Source organism: Variovorax sp. YR634 (assembly GCF_900106655.1).
GTDB lineage: Bacteria > Pseudomonadota > Gammaproteobacteria > Burkholderiales > Burkholderiaceae_C > Variovorax.
In genome coordinates, this window is record NZ_FNOL01000010.1 from 25939 (window position 1) to 45134 (window position 19196).

The following is a 19196-nucleotide window of genomic DNA, read 5'->3' on the forward strand; positions in this document are numbered from 1 at the left end:
GCGGTCAGGCTGAAACAAGTACGCGGCGTCGCGCCGGAGCGGCCCTTGCCTTGACCCCGGCGCCTTCAGCCATGATGCCGGGTTTCATCAGCTGGGCTGCATGCCGCATGACGTCAACCACGACGGAATTGCCGAACTGCTTGTAGGCACGGGTATCGGAAACCGGGATCCGGAACGAATCGGGAAACCCCATCAGACGGGCGCACTCACGAGGCGTCAGCCGCCTGGGGTTCTTTCTGCCGTTCTGATAAACGAGGATCTCGGACCCGTCCTTGTAGTAGCGGGCCGAGAGCGTACGCGCAACACTGTCCGGCTTCACGAGCCCGAAGCCGAATCCATTGCCGGCGGCCCGGTGTTTTTCAGCATAGTTCTGCAGATAAGCCCAGAGCTTGTCGGTCAGCGTGTACTTGGCAGGCACGGCGCGAGCCCGGTGATCGAAATACTTGTCGCCATCCCACGGCAGCACAGGTTCCGTCCCGTCCGTCCGGTGAAGGATGTCCCGCATCCGGTGACGATCTTTCGCCGGAAGTTCAATCCTGTCGAAGTCAAAATCGACCGGGTCGCGAAAGCCCACAATCAGAATCCGCTCCCGGTGCTGCGGCACAAAATGCGCGCCATCAATGATGCGTGCCTGCACGTGATATCCAAGCTCATGCTGCAGCGTACGCATGATGACTTCGAACGTCCGCCCCTTGTCATGCGAGCGCAGGTTCTTGACGTTCTCGAGCAGAAACGCCTTCGGTTGCTTGGCTTCGATGATGCGGGCGACATCGAAGAAAAGCGTACCCTGGGTCTCGTCGTGAAAACCGTGTGCCCGTCCGAGCGCATTCTTCTTCGAAACGCCTGCGATGGAAAAAGGCTGGCACGGGAATCCGGCCAGAAGCACATCGTGGTCAGGCACGTTCCCGGCTTCGATCTGGGTAATGTCACCGTTGAGCTCGTGTCCACCGGGGAAATTTTCCCGGTACGTCTTCTGCGCGTAGGAATCCCACTCGCTGGTAAAAACGCATGCACCCCCAATGTCCTCAAAGGCGCTCCGGATGCCTCCAATTCCCGCAAACAGGTCGATGAACCTGAAGTCTCCTGTCGGCGCGGCCGCGGGAGTCGCCTCCCCCATCTCGCTAAGCAGTCCGCGCAATGCGAGCTCGTACCGGCGCGGCATCGAATTGCCGTCTTCCCAGCGAGAGATCGTTTTTGGCGTGATCTCAAGCTGGTCTGCCAGTTCCTGTTTGTTAAGGCGCTCCATGACATGGAGCAGAAGTTGAGCGGGCAGGATTGGGTTCTTCATTTATCTGGGAATGATTTTGGACAAATTGTCCCATAAAATTCCCAGGCTCTGAGCAAATTTCTTCGCCTCCCGGCGTGTCACGAATGCTCCCGGGAGGCTTCCTGTTGCCCCGGCACACAGACAGAGACAGGCAGCCCTCGACTTCCGCCTCCAGTCAGTCAGACGACCACTGCATTGGCGGCCCAGTGCTGCGTCAGATACCTAGCACGGTTGTACGCGCAGCTCGCACTGCATCGACCTTTGTGTGAGCGAACTGCCGTTCGGCAACGTCACGCAAAAAAGCTCGAGCACTTGCTGAGAACCGTCGATGCCGGCGCACGAAGGCCTGCACGCTCGCCGATGAAAATGCTACTTGCCGCCTGCTTTGCCCTTACTAGGAGCGACACGTAGCAGACCTCGGATTTGCGCGGAGTCGCCAGCTTGCCAGATGCGTCTGAAGGGAGAGATCAGCTTGTGATAACCCAAAGCACTCAGACGGATGCCGCCAACTCGGCGACTTTCGCTTCGATTGCCTCGGGAGTAACAACTACAGGCTTGAGCTTCTGATACCGGTCGTCAGTAAAACGGTCATCCCCCTTCAGGAGCTTGACGGTGATGGGCTCGATGTCGATTTCGGACACGACAATGCGAAGGCCGAACGGCGCCATGCTCAGACCACACGATCGGCCAGCATCCTAGCGTCCGCGGCATCCGCCGCAGGCATCCGCGGCGGCGGGCGGAAGTCGATGTTGATCTGTCCGATGGCACGTTTCGCTTCTGCACTCAGCCCCGCCAGTTGGCTTGCAGGAACGATCTCGCCGAACAGCTGGGCACGCAGCACCTTAGCTCGCTCTGCGACCACCTTCGTGCGCAAATCATCGTATGTGCCCTCGACGGCGATGGTGTAAACATCCAGCGTGGGCGGTTTCTCTCCGACGGCAAGGGCTTCCTCGCATGCGGCCATCCAGTCGCTGTCCTGCCGGTCAATGCGCCCGATCTGCTGCTCGATGCGGCCCGGATTCCAGTCCAGGTGAAACAGCACGACCTTGCGGCAGGCGCGATGCAAGTTCAGCCCTTCGCTCATCACGTCCGATTGGCCGATCAGCACGCGCGGGTTGAGTTGCAGGTTGTTGAATGTGCCTTGGCGCGCGCGCCGGGTCGCGGTTTTGGTGTCTCCGATCAGGAGTTGCGCGAACGGACTCATCCGGAAAACAAAGCCACTGGAATCCCGTTGTAGATCCGCTTCGAGCTGCTGGATGATCGCCGGCCACCCCATTGCGCCGGCAATGCCGGACTCGTCCGGCGCGAGCTTCGCGTCGTCGGGAGGATCGGGATCGCGCACGCTGCAAAGCAGGCTCGTGGCGTGCGACCGCACCGCTGCCTCGCCAGCTGCATCGCCGATCGCCCAGAGCTGGTTGTCGACGCACAGCTGCTGCACAAGCCACGTCGTGAGCGTCCTTTCGTCCCCAGTCGAAAGCGGATCGCTCCGGCAGTGCGCGCGTATGGCATCCCTGCACAGGTCGCGTAGGTGGCTGCGGTCAGACTCGTAGCGCGCGGCCAGCTCCGCTGCGCGCCCGGAGAATCCGAGGCGCTCGTCCGCGTCGAAACCGAACTCCGGATCTTGCAGCCAGCGCCGCAGATCAGCATCGTCCGGGTCGACACCTCGCGGCAGCGGGAGTGCCTGCCCCCTGCTCACGTGACGCAGGTAATGCCGGATGTTGAGCGCACGCTCGAGCGCCCTGAGCGATTCGATGAATTCACCGAAGACCAGTACCTTGCCGTCCCCGGCCAGCGTCTCGACGAGCCGGATGGCATGTGACACGCGCGGGTGCCATTGCAGCGACCAGCGCCTCTCGGTCGCGAGATCCGAGCGATCGCGGTCGAGATCACGGAGACGCCCAAGCCAGTATGCAGTGCGCACGGCTCTCGCCCCGGTGGAGCCCGTATTCGCCGCGGCATCCTCCGGGCTCTCGGGCAGGATCGGCAGTGCCTGCGAAAAGCGCGAACCCGACGTCTTGACCTCGAAAGCGGCGTCCCCACCGCGGGCGGCCGCGGAAAGCGCTTCCGTCAAAGCGAGGTAAGTCCGGTCCCGGCTGGACATCCCTGCAAGCAGCCTCACGCTGGGAATCAACCGTCGATGCGGGTGCGCGACACGGGACGCTGCGGAAGCCTCCGCGAAGCGCTGGACCGTCGGGTGATCGCGCCACAATCGACGCGTGACCAGTGGCTTCAGCTTCCCACTGAATTCGATGGCAGCGCTGCGCAAGGCTTGCAGTTCGGCGTCCGAACCGACGCGGATCCCGCGGGCCGCCTTCTCGAAGGCCTTCACGGTGCGCTCGAGGTCGCCCACCTGGTTCTCAGCGAGCCCGATGCGGTTGAAGATGGTGACCCACTGGGCTGCATCCATCTCCATCGGGGTCGCAGTGAGAGCAACCCGCTTTGCCGCGCGCGTGCGCTGAGCCCCGTCGTGCAGAAGGATGTGATTGAGCAACCGTGACAGCCTGCTCTTGCGGGTCGTCTCAGTCGCTTTCTCTTTCTTAGTCATGCTATCCCCGGCCCGGGCCTTGTGCGCCTCGTCTATGACAACCAGGTCGAATTGCCCCAGCAACTGGCCCACAAGGTTTTCGAAGAGTTCGCGGTTGGCCCCGTTCGAAAACGCCCGGGGTGAAGGTGTCCCGAGCTGACCGGTACGCATCCGTATCAGCGACGAGTCGCTTCCATTCGCCTTGAGCCACTGCACAGCATCGGCCTGGAAATCACTAATGACCAGTTTGCCTGCACCCCTTACCTGGCGGCCGTCTACGAGTTCCTTCTTCAACATGAAAGGCAGCGCCCAGAGCTCAGGCTGCTTCGCGGTCTCCGTCCTGGGCAGCCCGAACGTGTGGGAGATGAATGTGATGGGGCTGTGCTCCGACACCGGGAATCCCCTGCCCGTCGTGAACAGGTCGCGGAATGTCCGCAACACGCTGCTGCGGGGCCACCAGTTCTGCAACCAGGACACGCCCTGCCTGCCTGCCTGGTGCAGAAATCCAGCCAACTCCTCATCGCGCCACTGGAAAGTAAGGCCCGAGGGGATCAGGATCGCGACCCGGCCTCCGCAATGAGCCACGCAGGCCGCCAGCGCGATCGCGATCCGTGTCTTGCCCAAGCCCACCTCGTCCGCGATCAACACCCCCGGTCGGCCGGAAAGACTACCGCGCAGCCATTGCAGCGAATCGTCCTGCCCCGCGCGCCAGAGCTGCGGGATGCCTTCCAGTTCTGCGAGGCGGTCGAAGACCCGATTCCAGTTCAGCACGATCAATTCCCGGAAGGTGCGCACCAGCCCGCACGCAGTTGATTCACAACCGCCGAGTACTGTGCCTGCAGGGCGACCTCCTCGTGCAGCCATTCCGGCCTGAAGCCGGGCTCGAGCAGCGCGTCGAACAGGTCGACTCCCAACCCCTTCACGCGCTGACGATCGGCCTCGGCCGCCTGCTCGAGCAGCAGCACGCGCAACTGGCTCAGCCAGTACGGAAACTCCTCACGCGTGACCGTCTCGTTGCGGTTCGCAATCGCCTCGATCAAGGCCGCGAGAGTGCGCAGTGGATAGGGCGACGCTTTGGGGCGGTTCGCCGTCACCGCGCCGCGCCCGCCGGCGTCCTCCTCGTCCTCCTCCTCATCGGCTGCATGAGGCGGTGGCGAAGGGAAGGTCAACAACGCCTTGAACACGCTGTCAAGCGACACCTGAGACACGGGCCGTTTGCAGAACAGGCCGTCCGCGGAGAACACCGGCACCTCCCATTCCTGTTGCGGCCCCGGCGCCAAGACGCTAGCACGGACACGAAGAACGGTAGGCGCCACGGGCGAAGGCCAAGGCACGCTGGAAGCATCTGCGGCAACGGCCATCCAGTCGCCGTCCGCACACTGAATCGACAGCTGCCACACCGCCAGGGCGCTGCGCTCCAGCACCAGCCTGCCAGGGCTGGCTGCGTCTTCATGCAAATGCCTCGCCAGCAGGACCGGTGGTGGGTCCTTCGGCGTGAACATGGCTTCGCTGTCGCCTGCGGCCGTGGCGGCGATGTCTGCGTCGGTAGCGAAATCCCCGCATGCAAGGCGTCTCCAGACCTCGTCGACCTTGCCACCATCCGTGAGCACGACACCGGCCTCCACATTGCCGGGCGCGGCTGGCGGCGCCGTATGGCCGCGACCGCCCATGCGTGCGGCACTCAGGTAGCCCTGGTACGAGAGATTGCCGGAGCCGATGTAAAGAAAACCGAGCCGGCCGCTGTCGGATCGCACGGGCCCCAGTCCCGCGACATACTTGGCGTGCAGGAAACCTCGCCCTGGTGCCTTGCCCTTTTGCAAGGGGTCGCGCGGACAGCAAAGGCGCCACTTACCAATGCGACCACCTTTCAGCTTGCGCTGACCGATCCAGTTCGCGAGCTGCCCGGCCTGCAACGCATTGAAGACGAGGAGGCGGGTACCCGGTCGACCGAGGTCTTCAAGTTCGCGCAGCACCCCGGGTTGGGATGAACTGCCCGCGACCGCCTGCTCGAAGAAGCCGGAGCCGGCGACGAGCGTGCTGAGGCCATCGGGGGGAAAGCGCTTGCGAATCTGCGTCGCCAGGGGCTCGTTCAGGCTATGCACGAACTGCGCTGCGGGCGGATCGGCAGTCCGCCTGACGGCAGCGCGCAAACTGGCCCGCCATGCATCGAGCCAGTCCATTGCGAGCCGTTGCGTCCTCAACTTTTCCAGATGATCACTGTAGAGGCCATCGAACACCTGCTGAAAGAAGTCAAATGCCGCGGCCACATCGACCAGCGCCTGCGCGTCGTCCGCATCACCCGTCGCCCAATCAGTCATCCAGAAAAAATCGATCTGCGTCTGATGGGTCCAGGTCGCTTCGGTCCAATTCCCGGTGGAGACAATGACGCGCCACCGCGTGGTCGCGGCGCAGCGCGAGGCACCAAATCCCAGCAGTGCGACCTTGGCATGCAGCAGGCTGGTCCGCGCTTTCCAGGCCGCAGCGACGCAGGGCGCCAAGTGCAACAGACCGGGAACGGACGTGGGCGGTATGCGCTGTGACGAGGCGTCTAGCAGCAGCAGGCCCCGAACGAGCCCGGAGGCTTGTCTTTCCACGGACGTCTCACAGGTGAAGGCAGCCAGCGCGCGCTGGAGCACGGACACGTCGGCGCTCAACCCGCACAACAAGGCATGGGTCCCGTGCTCTCCGGGCTGTGGCGCGAACAGTGCCTCGAGGTCATGGCGCTCAGCGGGCATCGGCAAAACTCTCCCCGGCTTCCTCTAGGAGCCGACGCAGGCGGATGACGGGCCGCGGGATCGGCAGTTGTCGACCCTCGTTCGCCTCCGCAGCATCGTACGGGTCGTCGGCGACAAGTTCGTCGGTATAGCCGATCCCCTGGTCGATGCGTTCGCCGAACACGGAAAAGATCATTGGAACCCGGGAGCACAGGGCCAGTACGCGGGTGGCGAGTGGACCGCCAGCCTGCTCGGCACAAAATGCGGCCGCTTCTGCGGGCGCATCTTGCGGAAGCCGAGTACCTAAAGCGGAAGCCTCCTTCTCGAGTGCTCCAAAACGTGCCCGCACGCCAGCGCGCGCGGCCAGGCTGGGCGCTGTAAGCGAGCCGCCGTGAATAGCATCGCTCACCTCCTGTGCGGCAGCCAGACTCGCTGCCCGGAGATCCTCGAAGGCGAAACAGGTCGCGAGCCGTGCGCGCATCGCAGGATCTGGCAGGCCCTCCAGAAACCTTCCGCGGCCCTGCTCGCCTGCGAGATCGTCAACCGGAATCTGATGAAGAAGACCCGCGATTGTTCGGCGACCTTCATGTGCGAGTACCTGCCTGTGCACCAGCGCCCGCTCCAAGTCGGTGGCGAACTCAGGCAGCAGTGACTTCCTGAGCGTGTCCCTTACGCGCCGGATTTTTGCCGTGCCGGCCTCCAGCCAATCAACCAGCCGCGCCCGCGCGTCGACATCCGCCATCGCAATCTCTGCAAGCTCGGATCCGTGCTGAGTGAGGCTCAGCGCATTGAAACGCGCTTCCTCATGGCAGAAGCCGAGTCCTGGAAGGGCCCGTGTCGCAGCACGGCGAAATGGCACCGTGACATAGGCACCACCTCGCGAGACCGCATCGAAGCTCAGCGCAGAAACCTCGGCGAATTTGCGCTTGCCCTGCACTCTGTCGTCTTCAACGCGCCCCGCCGAATCGCGCACGCTGATCCAGCTTGCCAGCGCTTCGATGCCTTCGGCGATCCGGGCCGCGCTCGATTGCCTCTCAAGCTCCTGGGCGAGACGCAAGCCCATGCAGCCCCAGCTCAACTGCCTTACGAAAAAGGCACCTCCCAAGCCCGGAGCCGCCCATTCGTTGAAGCGCAGGATGGCCGGGCGCAGTCCGAAATCGAGCCGCAGCCGTGAAGCGCTGTTTTCAGCAGGCTCAATGGCTCCCCAGGTCATGCGGCGACAAGGACCATATTCAATGGGTCGCCCATCGGCCGAAAGCTGAGTGTTTCAAGACAATCATCTGTTTGAGGTTAACTTACCCGGCGCCATACCTGCTACCAATGTGTCGACTGTCTCGCAATCTTTTTCACCTGCGCTGGGTCTAACCAGCTCAGACGACGTGGAGAAACTTATGTCCCGAATCGAAGGGCGGCTTGCAAAGACCTTACTGAACAAGAAGACGGTGGTCACCCGAGCCGTGTTTTGGAAGATTCCCCACTCGTCTGGAAAGGAAGACATCCGATTGAAGCTCGGGCGGTACAAAAAACCAGAGGACTTTGACCTTAACGAGGAGGTTGAACTCCTCGCTCCAAAGAGCGAACTCACACTGGATCAAGAAGAGTTCCAAGCCCTGCTCGCGTTTTTGTCGGAAAGCTACGAACCTTTTCGCCAAGGCGTCAGGGCGTTCTTGCCGCTCGACCGCCCCTTTGACATAGAGAACGCCACTCAGATTCGAACGCTCTTTTCGCTCCCGAACAAGCGCGAACTGATACGCTTTATCTTGACGAACGACGTCATTCCAGAGGAGCTGGCGGCGGGCCTACAGCAGGCCCGGCGTGCACGCGCTACTCGGGAATTTGAACGCATGCTTGCAGACGATCTGCGCGAGGCTCCGTGGCAAGAATGGTTTCAACGGAACAGCTGGGTTCTCGGCAGCCAGTTTGTCAGAGTCCTCGATGAACGCCATATCGATACACAGCACATCTCCGACTTCTTGATGGAGGCCTACGACGGTTTCCTAGACATCGTAGAGATCAAGCGACCTGACGGTGGTCTTGCTTTTTGGGCCGGATCCCTCGATCACGGAAACTATGTTCCGTCGGTAGATTTGACGAAAGCAATCACCCAGGCGGGACGCTACATCTTCGAGGTCGAGCGCGAGGCCAACAGCGTCAAATTTCTGGAGCGCGTTGGAGGAGTTAAGACGGTCAAGCCTCGCTGCGTGCTTGTCTATGGTCGGTCAGCCAACTGGGATGACCGCCAAGCCGAGGCATATCGAATCTTGAACGCGAGCTACCACAATCTAACAGTGCTCACTTACGACCACGTCCTAGAACGCGCGCGCCGCATCTGTGGGGTCAAGTCGTGATACTCCATGGCAAACGCTCCATTTCAGAGCCTGTTCTCGCTGGCACGCCGCCGATTGTCAAACCCGATATTGGAACCGACTACTAATGTCTTTCGTGTTGAAGGCCATCAAGGTAGCGCGCGAGCATTTCCGAACGATTTTTTGGGAGAGCGTCTTAACGGGTTCAAACGCCTGTTGCTCGTAGAGCGGGATACAGTAGAGAAAAACCGGCTAGAAACAGAAAAGTACCTGAGAACCACGCCAGCCACGACCCCTTTCAGATCCGAAGTTCTCTCCGGGTTTGACCAGTCGAAGGTACATGTAGTGGAAGCCTACAGCGCGTATCACAAGGCCGAGCTGAGGATTGCCAGCGCTGCCGAAGCTCCGCCCGGGTTGCAGCCTCGCGCCGCGAAGCCATACAGCTGGATGGCGATCAGCTTCTAGTTAGCACGCAGACTGATTTGGATGCGTACAACGCCATGCTCGCAGAACTTCAATCCGCCGCAGCACAAGAAAAAATCGCCACCAAGAAACTCGAAGACGTCAACGACCGGTTGCAAAGCGATAAAGAGACATTGACCAATTTTTCCAGGCTACAGGCGTCTCTCTCTTTGACGAGGTCGCCCTGATGAACGACATCAACGCTGCTTGTGCCGCAGCAAGCGTCGCGTCGGCACAGCCATCCGGCGGGCACAGTGCGGGGCCATCAATCGAAGCTCGCCCACGCACACTTACCGATCTGAAAGACAAGGGACTTGTCGCACCAGCCGAGTACGAGTCGCGCCGCAACGAGATCCTGGCTAATATCTAAGCTGATCGCGCGCCTGCAGTGATGCTGCAGCGGTTGCGCGGACACTCCGAGATTTGCCGGTACTTTTGGCGGTATCTTTGAAATGAAAACTCAAAATACCTAGTATCGATGCGCCCTGCAGACTTATTTTCGATTCCTGTCGAAGCACCAGCAAGCCCCCTGTTCAGATACCCGTTGTCGAAGCCTTCGGCGACTGCCGTTGCGCGAGCACTCGTTACGACCCCAGCGCGTAACAACGCTACGTAACAAGCGCCGAAGAGCGCTCAGCCAAGGGCTTTTGCCGATCTCCATCGCGGCACCGATCCGGCAAAAAATTCATATGAATCAATAGCTTGCACATTCGGCGCATGCGCGCTCGATGCATCGCGAGAATGCGGCACGCAAGTTGCCCCGTCAGTAAGTCCCACCACCGAGGAGACTGCCATGACGGATGCCAATGCATCGATTTCTTCGATCGCCGGAGGCGCCGACAACGGTGCTGCGCCGGTGGTCATCGCCCAGGCGACAGTGAAGCCGATTGCCCCCATGGGCACTACCGCCGCCGCAGTTCAGCCCGCGGCGCCGGCCGGCATCGGATCGCTGTCGAACGCCACGCCCGGCACGGTCCTCATGCGCGACGGCGTCTCGATTCCCGTCGACGGCAGCCAGGCGCTGATGGCCGGCGACCGCGTGATCGTTCCGCAGGACGGCCACGCCAATGTTCTCTTCCCCGGATCGGCCACCAACAAGGCGCCGCTGTCCGGCGTCTTCACAGGCGGCACCGACGCCACCATCAGCACGACCAAGCTGGCCAGCGGCCTCGAGCAGGTGAATGTGGACGTGGCCTCGGGCGACCTGGAAGTGACTTCGCCCGACAGCGACGCGGAAGCCGCGGCGCTTGCGGTGAGCAAGAAGACCGCTGCCGGCAGCGGCATCGGGCTGGGTGAATTCGCGCTCGGCGCACTGGGTGCTGTCGCGCTCGGCGCCGCGCTGAGCGGTGGCGGCGGCAGCGACGGCGGCGCGGTTCCTTTCTTCGTTCCGGGCGTTGGCGACAGCGATGCCGACGCAGATGCGGATGCAGATGCCGACTCGGATGCAGACGGTGATGCTGACGCGGATGCAGATGCAGATGCAGATGCAGATGCAGATGCAGATGCAGATGCAGATGCTGACGCTGATGCGGATGCGGATGCAGACGCCGATGCAGATGCGGACGCTGATGCCGACGCGGATGCAGACGCAGACGCTGACGCCGACCACTTGCTCGATCCAGGCGACAGCCTCGCCGGCCATCTGCTCGGCTCCCTGGACAACGTCCTCGGCCTCGGAGGTGGCAGCGCCGCCGCGGCCAGAAGCGTCGCCGCCAGTTCATCCGGCACATTGGCATCGCTGATGCCCGCGGCCGACGGCCTCACGGATCTGCTGGACGACGTGCTCTCGCCGATCGCGGGCAACAAGTTCAGGCCCGACGATCCGAACGCATTCGATCCGCTGGACAACACCGTCGACAACCTGGCCGTCAACATCGGCGGCGTGCTCACCCCCGTGGTGGACGGCCTGCTGGGCGACGGCTTGACTGACGCGCTCGTCGGGTCGCTGATCGGCCAGGTCGACTACCTGACCGATGCGTTGGGCAACATCCTCGAAAACGTGCTCGGCAGCGAAGGCCTGCTCGGCGGCGTGACCACCGGCCTTGGCATCGACGGCCTCGTGGACGAACTGGTCGGCACCGACGGCGTGGTCGGGCAGGTGCTCGAAGGTCTGCTGGGCGACGGCAGCTTGCTGGGCAACGTGCTCGGCGAAGACGGTCTGATCGGGCAACTGCTTGGCGATGACGGGCTCCTTGGCGGCCTGCTCGGCGGTGACAGCGGCTTGCTCGGTGGCGTGCTGGGTGACGACGGCCTGTTGGGCGGTGTGCTCGGCGGCGACGGCGGCCTGCTTGGCGGCGTGCTGGGTGACGACGGCCTGCTGGGCGGTCTGCTTGGCGGTGACGGTGGCTTGCTTGGCGGCGTGCTCGGCGGTGTTGACGGCCTCCTCGGCGACGATGGCCCGTTGGGCGGCGTGCTCGGCGGCGACGGCTCGCTCGCCGGCTTGCTGGGCAGCGAAGGCCTCACCGGCGGCCTGCTTGGCGAAGGCGGGCTGGTCGACAGCCTGCTCGGACCCGACGGCGTGGTCGGCGACCTGCTGAGCGAGACACCCCTGGCCGGTTTGCTCGGGGGAGATGGCGGCCTGCTCAGCGGCGTGCTGGGCGATAACGGCTTGCTTGGCGGCCTTCTCGGTGACGACGGCCTGCTGGGCGGTGTTCTGGCCGACGACGGCCTTCTCGGAGCCGAAGGCCCGCTCGGCAGCCTGCTGGGCGGTGACCGCGGCTTGCTCGGTGGCGTACTGGGTGACGGTGGTCTGTTGGGCGGTCTGCTTGGCAGCGATGGCGGCCTCCTCGGCGGGGTCCTGGGTGATGGCGGCCTGCTGGACGGAGTGCTCGGCGGCGACGGCGGTCTCCTCGGCGGTGTCCTGGGCGAAGGCGGTCTGCTGGGCGGCGTACTCGGTGGTGACGGTGGTCTCCTCGGCGGTGTCCTTGGTGACGACGGCCTGTTGGGTGGCGCACTCAGCGGCGACGGTGGCCTCCTCGGTGGCGTCTTGGGCGAAGGCGGTCTGCTGGGCGGCGTACTCGGCGGTGACGGTGGCCTCCTTGGCGGTGTCCTGGGTGACGATGGCCTGCTGGGGGGCGTGCTCGGCGGCGTGACCGGCGGCGACGGCGGTCTCCTGGGCGGTGTCCTGGGTGACGATGGCCTGCTGGGTGGCGTGCTCGGCGGCGTACTCGGCGGCGACGGCGGCCTCCTTGGCGGCGTACTCGGCGGCGGCAGTGGCAGCGGTGGCGGCCTGCTCGGTGGTGTTCTCGGCGAGGACGGCATCGTGGGCAACCTCCTGGGCAGCGACGGCCTGGTCGGCGGCCTGCTGGGCGCGGACGGTCTCGTCGGCAGTCTGCTCGGCGCGCTGGGCGGCGACGGCGCCGTGGCCAACGTCCTGCAGCCGGCGGGCGACGCAGTCGCTCCGGCAGTCGAGACCGTGGGCAGCACGGTCTCCCACGCCGCGGCTCCGGCAACGGACATCCTGGCAGGGGCCACGGGTGTCGTGGCGCCGGTGGTCGACACGGTGGCCAGCGTGGTCGAAGGCGCGGGCCATGCCGTCGGCTCGGGCCTGGCCGAAGTGGTGGCGCCGATCACCAGCCAGGTCGAGCAGACGGTGAACCACGTCGTGAGCCCGGTCACCAACATCCTGCACGGCCTGCTGGGCTGACTGTAGGCAAGCACCCACGCGCCCGGCCTGCCTTATCCCGCAGGCACGGGCCGCGCACGCGGTCAAAGTGGAGGCTTGAAGGTCTTCGGCAGGCAGCTTTTGCCGAAGGGCTCTCGGTTCCTCCTCACGGCGCATTCCTGCGTCGTTAAGCGCTCCCTCGAGGAGCGCTTTTTTTTGACTTCAGTGTGTTTCGCGGCGCAACTGCTGCACGTCTTCATGCAGCGACTGCGCCCAGGCGCGGCGCTCGCGGCCGTGCGGGTCCTGCGGCTCGCCGAAGCGCACGATAGCCAGCAGCGGCGGCGCGCGCAGGGTGTTCCACAGCGACGCGGCGAGGCTGTCGTCGTCGATGTAGCGCGGGGCCTGGCTGGTCTCGCCGGTGGCGGCATCGGCAAAGCGCAGCGCGGCGGGCAGCACCGGCGCGCCGGAAGAAATGGCCGCCTGCAGCAGGTTGGCGTGGAACGGCAGCAGGCCACGGCCGTCGCTGGTCGTGCCTTCGGGGAACACGCCGATCAGGTCGCCGTTGCGCAGCGCCTCGGTCATGTGGTGCACCACGCGCAGTGCGTCGCGGCGGCGTTCGCGCTCGATGTAGAGCGTGCCGGAGCCGTTGGAAAGCGTGCCGATCAGCGGCCAGTTCTTGACGTCCGACTTCGACACGAAGCGCACATGGCGTGCCGCATGGAGGCAGGTGATGTCGAGCCACGAGAGGTGATTGCAAATGAGCAGCACCGGCCCCTCGGGCGGCGGCGTGCCCTGCACCTTGAGCGTGATGCCCATGATCTCGAGCATGCGCCTCGACCATGCCTGCACGCGCGCATTGCGCTCTGCCTGCTCGAGGCGGGGAAAGGTGAAGCGAATCGTCCACCAGCCGACCAGCGCATGCCCCACCGCATGCAGCAGGCGCCAGCAGGCTTTCAACGAATGAACCATCGGGGCGTCGTTCTTTCTGTCTGTCAGCCGTGTACCACCCGGCCCGCCACCAGCGTGTGCCGTGCGCGGCCCTGCATCGGATAGCCGGCGAACGGCGTGTGCTTGCCCTGGCTCTTGAGCGCATCGGGCAGCACCTGCCATTCGAGCCCGGGGTCGGCAATGCACAGGTCGGCCACGCCGCCTTCCACCAGGCGACCGATGCCGGTGCCTGCGTCTTCGGCGGCCAGCAGGCGCGCCGGTGCAGAGGTGATGACCTCGATGGCGCGCGCGACGCCCGCGCCGCTGCGCTCGCCCCATTGCAGCGCGAGCGGCAGCAGCAGTTCGAGCCCGGTCGCGCCCGCTTCGCTCTCGGCAAAGGGCAGCGTCTTGGCGTCGGCCTCGACCGGCGTGTGGTCGGACACCAGCGCATCGATGGTGCCGTCGGCCAGCGCGGCAGAAAGCGCCTCGCGGTCGCCTTGCTGGCGCAGCGGCGGGTTCAGGCGCGCACGGCTGTCGAAGTAGCCGATGTCGGTGTCGACCAGGTGCAGCGAGTTGATGCTGACGTCGCAGGTGAGCGGCAGGCCCTGCGCCTTGGCTTCGCGCACCAGCGCCACGCCGCGGGCGCTGGAGATGCGGCACAGGTGCACGCGCGCGCCGGTGGCCTTCATCAGCTCGACGATGGTGAAGATGGCGATCGTCTCGGCCGACACGGGCACGCCCGCGAGGCCGAGCCGCGTGGCGAGCGGGCCGCTGGCCGCAACGCCCTTGCCGAGGTCGCGGTCCTGCGGACGCAGCCACACGGTGTAGCCGAAGGTGCTGGCGTACGACAGCGCACGCTGCAGCACCTGCGTGTCGGCCAGCGGCACGTCAGCCTGGCTGAAGCCGATGCAGCCGGCCTCGGTGAGCTCGGCCATCTCGGTCAGCACGCCGCCGGCGAGGTTGCGCGTGAGCGCGCCGAGCGGAAACAGGCGCGCGCACTGCAGCTTCTCGGCGCGGAACTTGAGCATCTCGACCAGGCCGGGTTCGTCGAGCACGGGGTCGGTGTCGGGCGGGCACACGAGACTGGTGACGCCGCCCGCAATGGCCGCGGCCATTTCGCTTTCGAGCATGCCTTCGTGTTCGTAGCCGGGCTCGCGCAGGCGCGCGGCAAGGTCGACGAGACCGGGGGCGACGATGCAGCCCGCGGCATCGATGGTGCGCTCGGCCTTGAAACCGGCGGGGATGCTGCCGATGCCGGCGATCTTGCCGTCGGCGATGGCGATGTCGGCCTTCTTGTCGATGCCCGATGCAGGGTCGACGACGCGGCCGTTGGTGATCAGTGTGTTCATGCTTCGTTACCTGCCACGATGCTCATCACCGCCATGCGCACGGCGATGCCGAAAGTGACCTGCGGGAGGATCACGCTCTGCTTGCCGTCGACCACGGCGGAGTCGATCTCCACGCCGCGGTTGATCGGGCCCGGGTGCATCACGATGGCGTCCGGCTTGGCGAGCTGCAGCTTCTCGGGCGTAAGGCCGAAGGTCTTGAAGAACTCTTGCGACGACGGCAGCAGCGCGCCGCTCATGCGCTCGTTCTGCAGGCGCAGCATGATGACGACGTCGCAGTCCTTGATGCCCTCTTCGAGCGTGTGGCACACGCGCACGCCCATGCCGGCCATGTCGCTCGGCACCAGCGTCTTGGGGCCCACCACGCGCACTTCTGCGCAGCCGAGCGTGGTGAGCGCATGGATGTCGGAGCGCGCCACGCGCGAGTGCAGCACGTCGCCGACGATGGCGACCGTGAGGTTCGAGAAGTCTTTCTTGTAGTGGCGGATCGTGTACATGTCGAGCAGCCCCTGCGTCGGGTGCGCGTGGCGGCCGTCGCCGGCGTTCACCACGTGCACGTGCGGCGCCACGTGCTGCGCGATCAGGTACGGCGCGCCCGACTCGCTGTGGCGCACCACGAACAGGTCGGCGGCCATTGCGCTCAGGTTGGCGATGGTGTCGAGCAGCGATTCGCCCTTGGTGGCCGAGGAGCGCGCGATGTCGAGGTTGATGACGTCGGCCGAGAGGCGCTTGGCCGCGATCTCGAAGGTGGTGCGGGTGCGGGTGCTGTTCTCGAAGAACAGGTTGAACACGCTCTTGCCGCGCAGCAGAGGCACCTTCTTCACCTCGCGGTCGCTCACGCTCGTGAAGTTGGCGGCGGTGTCGAGGATGTGCGTGACGATGTCCTTGGGCAGGCCTTCGATCGACAGCAGGTGGATCAACTCGCCGTTCTTGTTGAGCTGCGGATTTCGCTTGTAGAGCATTACTTGCTTTCCTCCACCTTGAGGCTGAAGGCGCCGTCTGCGGCGCGGGCCAGGGCAAGCAGCTGGGTGTTCGGCAGCGTGAGCGTGGTGGCGGCGAAGTCGGCGGCAACGGGCAGTTCGCGGCCACCGCGATCCACCAGCACCGCCAGGCGCACGCTGGCGGGGCGACCGAAGTCGAACAACTCGTTGAGCACCGCGCGGATGGTGCGGCCGGTGTAGAGCACGTCGTCGAGCAGCAGCACGTCGGTGCCGTTCACGTCGAAGGGCAGCACGGTCTGCGCGCTGGCCGAGAGGCCGCGGCGCGCGAAGTCGTCACGGTGCATGGCCGACGAGATGACGCCGGGGGCGCCGCTCAGGCCCAGGTCTTTCTGCAGGCGCTCGACCAGCCAGGCGCCGCCGGAGGTGATGCCGACCAGCCTGGTTTCAGGGCGCATCAGCGTCTTAACGCCGGCAAGCAGCTTGGTGTAGAGCGCTTCGGCATCGGGAATTGAACTCACGTGAGACTCCTCAAGAATTGCTCCAGGATGATGCAGGCCGAGGCAGCATCGGCATCGCGCGCGCCCGAAGCCAGGGCCTCGGTGGTGCTGTAGCGCTCGTCGACCTCGAACACCTGGAGGTTGAAACGGCCGCGCAGCTGGCGCGCGAACTTCTGCGCGCGGCGGGTGTTCTCGTGCGGGGCGCCGTCGGGGTGGTAGGGCACGCCGATCACCAGCGCGTCGGGCTGCCATTCCTTGATGCGCGCCTCGACCTGCGCGAAGCGGGCGTCGCCCTCGGCCTTGATGGTGGGCTGCGGGGTGGCCGTCTGCAGCAGCCGGTTGCCGCTGGCCACGCCCGTGCGCTTCAGGCCGAAATCGAAGGCCAGGAAGGTCTGGAAATGGGCTGGGACGGGAACGGCAGCAGCGGGAACGGAAGAAGAAGCAGTAGGAGCGGGAGCGTCTGGCATGGCGGCTGCGCTCATGCGTGTCCGGCGTCTGGCGACAATTTCCACGCTTCGAGGCCCAGCAGCAGCAACGCCCTGTCGTAGCGCTGCTCGATCGGGGTGTCGAAGATCACGGCCGGATCGGCGCCCACGGTGAGCCAGCTGTTCTCGGCCAGTTCCGATTCGAGCTGGCCTTCGCCCCAGGCCGCATAGCCCAGCGAAACCAGCACCTTGCGCGGGCCCGCGCCGGTGGCCAGGGCCTCCAGCACGTCCTTGGAGGTGGTCATTTCGAGCCCGCCGGGGATGGTCATGGTCGAGGCGTAGACCGATTCCTCGGGCTTCTCGGCCTGGGTGAAGACCGGCTCGTGCAGCACGAAGCCGCGTTCGGTCTGCACCGGGCCGCCCTGGAAGACGGGAGCTTCGCCCAGCTCGGGGCGGGCCAGATGGAGCTCGATCTTCTCGAACAGCACCCTCAGGTTGATGTCGCTGGGTTTGTTGATTACCAGGCCGAGCGCACCGCGCTCGCTGTGTTCGCAGAGGTACACGACGCTGCGGTTGAAAGTTTTGTCTTCCATCCCGGGCATCGCTATCAAAAAGTGATGCGTAAGGTTCATCGGGGCAGAATCGGCGGCCATATGCCTCCGATTTTACTGGCCGTTGACAAGACCTATCCCAAAGGGCTCATGTGGTTCCGCCGGGACCTCCGGGTGGACGACAACGCGGCCCTGTATCGCGCGCTGCGGGCCTGCCGCCAGGTGGTCTGCGTTTTCGTGTTCGACAAGGCCATCCTCGACGCCCTGCCCACGGTCGACCGCCGGGTCGAATTCATCCGCGAATCGCTGGTGGAGCTCGAGGCCGAGCTGCGCGCGCTGGGCGGCGGGCTGATCGTGCGGCATGCCGCGGCGGTGCAGGAAATTCCGGCGCTGGCACGCGAACTCGGCGTACAGGCGGTATTTGCCAACCGCGACGACGAGCCCGACGCGCTGGAGCGCGACGCCAAGGTGTTCGGCGCGCTGGCCAATGCCGGCGTGGCCTTCCACACCTACAAAGACTCCACCGTCTTCGACCGCGACGAGGTCATGACCAAGACCGACCAGCCTTACACGGTGTTCACGCCCTACAAGCGGGCCTGGCTGGCGAAGGTCGATGCGTTCTTCCTCAAGTCGTACCCGGTGCGCAGCCACGCCGACGCGCTGGCGCCCTCGCCGCAGGCCTATGGCGAGCCGGTGCCGACGCTGCGGGAGATCGGCTTCGAGCAGAGCAACCTCTCGGCGCTGGAAATTCCCACGGGCACGCGCGGCGCGGGCCTGCTGTTCGAGGATTTCTTCGAGCGCATCGACCGCTACCACGAGGCGCGCGACTTTCCGGCGGTGCGGGGGCCCAGCTACATGGGGGTGCACCTGCGTTTCGGCACGGTGTCGATCCGGCAGATGGCCAGCCTGGCGCACCAACTCTCGCTGCAGGGCAACGCCGGGGCGACGACCTGGCTGAGCGAGCTGATCTGGCGCGAGTTCTACTTCCAGATCCTGGTTCACTTTCCGCACGTGCACCGGGGCGGCGAGTCGAAGAGCTTCCGGCCCGAGTACGACAAGATCACCTGGCACCACGGCAAGCACGCCGACCAGCTGTTCGACGCCTGGTGCCAGGGCCGCACCGGCTACCCGCTGGTGGACGCGGCCATGCTGCAGATCAACCAGAGCGGCTACATGCACAACCGCCTGCGCATGGTGGTGGCGAGCTTCCTGTGCAAAGACCTGGGGCTGGACTGGCGGCGCGGCGAGGCCTACTTCGCGCTGCACCTTAACGACTTCGAGCTGGCGTCGAACAACGGCGGCTGGCAATGGGCCAGTTCGAGCGGCTGCGACGCTCAGCCCTACTTCCGCATCTTCAATCCGGTGACGCAGAGCGAGCGCTTCGACCCCGAGGGCAAGTTCATCCGCCGCTACCTGCCGCAGCTGGCAGGGCTGTCGAATGCGGCGATCCATGCGCCGTGGATGGCGTCGCCGGTGGAGCTGGAGGCGGCGGGCATCAAGCTCGGCGAGACGTACCCGAAGCCGGTGGTGGACCACGCCGAAGCGCGCGAGAAGACGCTGCAGCGCTACGGAGTGGCGCGGGCGAAGGCGCTGCAGAAATAGAAAAAGAAAAGGGCCCGAAGGCCCTTTTCT

17 protein-coding genes are annotated in these 19196 nt (G+C 64.9%); 6 read left to right on the forward strand and 11 right to left on the reverse strand.

Features of this window, described 5'->3' with window-relative positions; genetic code table 11:
- Positions 1–4 precede the first annotated feature (4 nt).
- From dcm to BLV60_RS17910, 5 genes are all read right to left on the reverse strand, one after another.
- A complete protein-coding gene (gene dcm, locus BLV60_RS17895; protein ID WP_176928818.1) occupies positions 5–1288 on the reverse strand; it encodes a DNA (cytosine-5-)-methyltransferase in 1284 nt (427 codons plus the stop codon).
- A 470-nt stretch (positions 1289–1758) separates the two neighbouring features.
- Positions 1759–1935, reverse strand: a complete 177-nt coding sequence (locus tag BLV60_RS34415) for a hypothetical protein (RefSeq protein WP_176928819.1) — start codon at positions 1933–1935, stop codon at positions 1759–1761.
- 2 nt (positions 1936–1937) lie between these two features.
- Complete coding sequence (locus BLV60_RS17900; protein WP_176928820.1) at positions 1938–4562, reverse strand: helicase-related protein; 2625 nt, start codon at positions 4560–4562, stop codon at positions 1938–1940.
- 2 nt (positions 4563–4564) lie between these two features.
- Complete coding sequence (locus BLV60_RS17905) at positions 4565–6526, reverse strand: hypothetical protein (RefSeq protein WP_093056619.1); 1962 nt, start codon at positions 6524–6526, stop codon at positions 4565–4567.
- Positions 6516–7718 (reverse strand): hypothetical protein, encoded by a 1203-nt coding sequence (locus BLV60_RS17910; protein WP_093056620.1) that lies wholly within the window; start codon positions 7716–7718, stop codon positions 6516–6518. Before BLV60_RS17910 ends, BLV60_RS17905 begins: the two co-directional genes overlap by 11 nt.
- 178 nt (positions 7719–7896) lie before the next feature.
- Between BLV60_RS17910 and BLV60_RS17915 the strand changes: the two genes are divergently transcribed.
- From BLV60_RS17915 to BLV60_RS17925, 5 genes are all read left to right on the forward strand, one after another.
- The gene (locus BLV60_RS17915; protein WP_093056774.1) at positions 7897–8853 is read left to right on the forward strand and encodes a Shedu anti-phage system protein SduA domain-containing protein; all 957 of its coding nucleotides are present in this window, start codon (positions 7897–7899) and stop codon (positions 8851–8853) included.
- A 6-nt stretch (positions 8854–8859) separates the two neighbouring features.
- On the forward strand, positions 8860–9276 hold the full coding sequence (locus BLV60_RS34110; RefSeq protein WP_143042601.1) for a hypothetical protein: 417 nt from the start codon (positions 8860–8862) through the stop codon (positions 9274–9276).
- Positions 9277–9311: 35 nt separating this feature from the next.
- Positions 9312–9461 (forward strand): hypothetical protein, encoded by a 150-nt coding sequence (locus BLV60_RS34420; RefSeq protein ID WP_176928821.1) that lies wholly within the window; start codon positions 9312–9314, stop codon positions 9459–9461.
- Complete coding sequence (locus BLV60_RS34115) at positions 9461–9643, forward strand: hypothetical protein (RefSeq protein WP_143042602.1); 183 nt, start codon at positions 9461–9463, stop codon at positions 9641–9643. Before BLV60_RS34420 ends, BLV60_RS34115 begins: the two co-directional genes overlap by 1 nt.
- 423 nt (positions 9644–10066) lie before the next feature.
- A complete protein-coding gene (locus BLV60_RS17925; RefSeq protein ID WP_093056622.1) occupies positions 10067–12919 on the forward strand; it encodes a hypothetical protein in 2853 nt (950 codons plus the stop codon).
- Between the two features lie 180 nt (positions 12920–13099).
- On the opposite strand, the gene BLV60_RS17930 is transcribed toward BLV60_RS17925, so the two are convergent.
- From BLV60_RS17930 to BLV60_RS17955, 6 genes are read right to left on the reverse strand one after another with little or no spacing between them, the layout of a single operon-like run.
- Positions 13100–13846 carry a lysophospholipid acyltransferase family protein gene (locus BLV60_RS17930; protein ID WP_093056623.1) on the reverse strand — a complete coding sequence of 249 codons (747 nt, stop codon included), beginning with the start codon at positions 13844–13846 and terminating at the stop codon, positions 13100–13102.
- 23 nt (positions 13847–13869) lie between these two features.
- Positions 13870–15153 carry a dihydroorotase gene (locus BLV60_RS17935; protein WP_093056624.1) on the reverse strand — a complete coding sequence of 428 codons (1284 nt, stop codon included), beginning with the start codon at positions 15151–15153 and terminating at the stop codon, positions 13870–13872.
- Positions 15150–16112, reverse strand: a complete 963-nt coding sequence (locus tag BLV60_RS17940; RefSeq protein WP_093056625.1) for an aspartate carbamoyltransferase catalytic subunit — start codon at positions 16110–16112, stop codon at positions 15150–15152. Before BLV60_RS17940 ends, BLV60_RS17935 begins: the two co-directional genes overlap by 4 nt.
- The gene (gene pyrR / locus BLV60_RS17945; protein ID WP_093056626.1) at positions 16112–16609 is read right to left on the reverse strand and encodes a bifunctional pyr operon transcriptional regulator/uracil phosphoribosyltransferase PyrR; all 498 of its coding nucleotides are present in this window, start codon (positions 16607–16609) and stop codon (positions 16112–16114) included. The genes BLV60_RS17940 and pyrR overlap by 1 nt, the downstream gene beginning before the upstream one ends.
- Complete coding sequence (gene ruvX, locus BLV60_RS17950; protein ID WP_093056775.1) at positions 16606–17055, reverse strand: Holliday junction resolvase RuvX; 450 nt, start codon at positions 17053–17055, stop codon at positions 16606–16608. Before ruvX ends, pyrR begins: the two co-directional genes overlap by 4 nt.
- A gap of 11 nt (positions 17056–17066) precedes the next feature.
- Positions 17067–17666, reverse strand: coding sequence for a YqgE/AlgH family protein (locus BLV60_RS17955; protein WP_093056627.1), 600 nt, complete (start codon positions 17664–17666; stop codon positions 17067–17069).
- Here BLV60_RS17955 and BLV60_RS17960 point away from each other — a divergent pair, their 5' ends adjacent.
- Positions 17667–19166 (forward strand): cryptochrome/photolyase family protein, encoded by a 1500-nt coding sequence (locus BLV60_RS17960; protein WP_093056628.1) that lies wholly within the window; start codon positions 17667–17669, stop codon positions 19164–19166.
- Positions 19167–19196 lie beyond the last annotated feature (30 nt).

Excerpts from the sequence above, each read along its gene's own strand:
- dcm (WP_176928818.1), bottom strand. The coding sequence starts at position 1,288 with ATGAAGAACCCAATCCTGCCCGCTCAACTTCTGCTCCATGTCATGGAG.
- BLV60_RS17935 (WP_093056624.1), bottom strand. The coding sequence starts at position 15,153 with ATGAACACACTGATCACCAACGGCCGCGTCGTCGACCCTGCATCGGGC.
- BLV60_RS17905 (WP_093056619.1), bottom strand. The coding sequence starts at position 6,526 with ATGCCCGCTGAGCGCCATGACCTCGAGGCACTGTTCGCGCCACAGCCC.
- BLV60_RS34115 (WP_143042602.1), top strand. The coding sequence starts at position 9,461 with ATGAACGACATCAACGCTGCTTGTGCCGCAGCAAGCGTCGCGTCGGCA.
- BLV60_RS17910 (WP_093056620.1), bottom strand. The coding sequence starts at position 7,718 with ATGACCTGGGGAGCCATTGAGCCTGCTGAAAACAGCGCTTCACGGCTG.
- BLV60_RS34415 (WP_176928819.1), bottom strand. The coding sequence starts at position 1,935 with ATGGCGCCGTTCGGCCTTCGCATTGTCGTGTCCGAAATCGACATCGAG.
- BLV60_RS17925 (WP_093056622.1), top strand. The coding sequence starts at position 10,067 with ATGACGGATGCCAATGCATCGATTTCTTCGATCGCCGGAGGCGCCGAC.
- BLV60_RS34110 (WP_143042601.1), top strand. The coding sequence starts at position 8,860 with ATGGCAAACGCTCCATTTCAGAGCCTGTTCTCGCTGGCACGCCGCCGA.
- BLV60_RS17930 (WP_093056623.1), bottom strand. The coding sequence starts at position 13,846 with ATGGTTCATTCGTTGAAAGCCTGCTGGCGCCTGCTGCATGCGGTGGGG.
- BLV60_RS17955 (WP_093056627.1), bottom strand. The coding sequence starts at position 17,666 with ATGGCCGCCGATTCTGCCCCGATGAACCTTACGCATCACTTTTTGATA.
- BLV60_RS17960 (WP_093056628.1), top strand. The coding sequence starts at position 17,667 with ATGCCTCCGATTTTACTGGCCGTTGACAAGACCTATCCCAAAGGGCTC.
- ruvX (WP_093056775.1), bottom strand. The coding sequence starts at position 17,055 with ATGCCAGACGCTCCCGCTCCTACTGCTTCTTCTTCCGTTCCCGCTGCT.
- BLV60_RS17915 (WP_093056774.1), top strand. The coding sequence starts at position 7,897 with ATGTCCCGAATCGAAGGGCGGCTTGCAAAGACCTTACTGAACAAGAAG.
- BLV60_RS17940 (WP_093056625.1), bottom strand. The coding sequence starts at position 16,112 with ATGCTCTACAAGCGAAATCCGCAGCTCAACAAGAACGGCGAGTTGATC.
- BLV60_RS34420 (WP_176928821.1), top strand. The coding sequence starts at position 9,312 with ATGCTCGCAGAACTTCAATCCGCCGCAGCACAAGAAAAAATCGCCACC.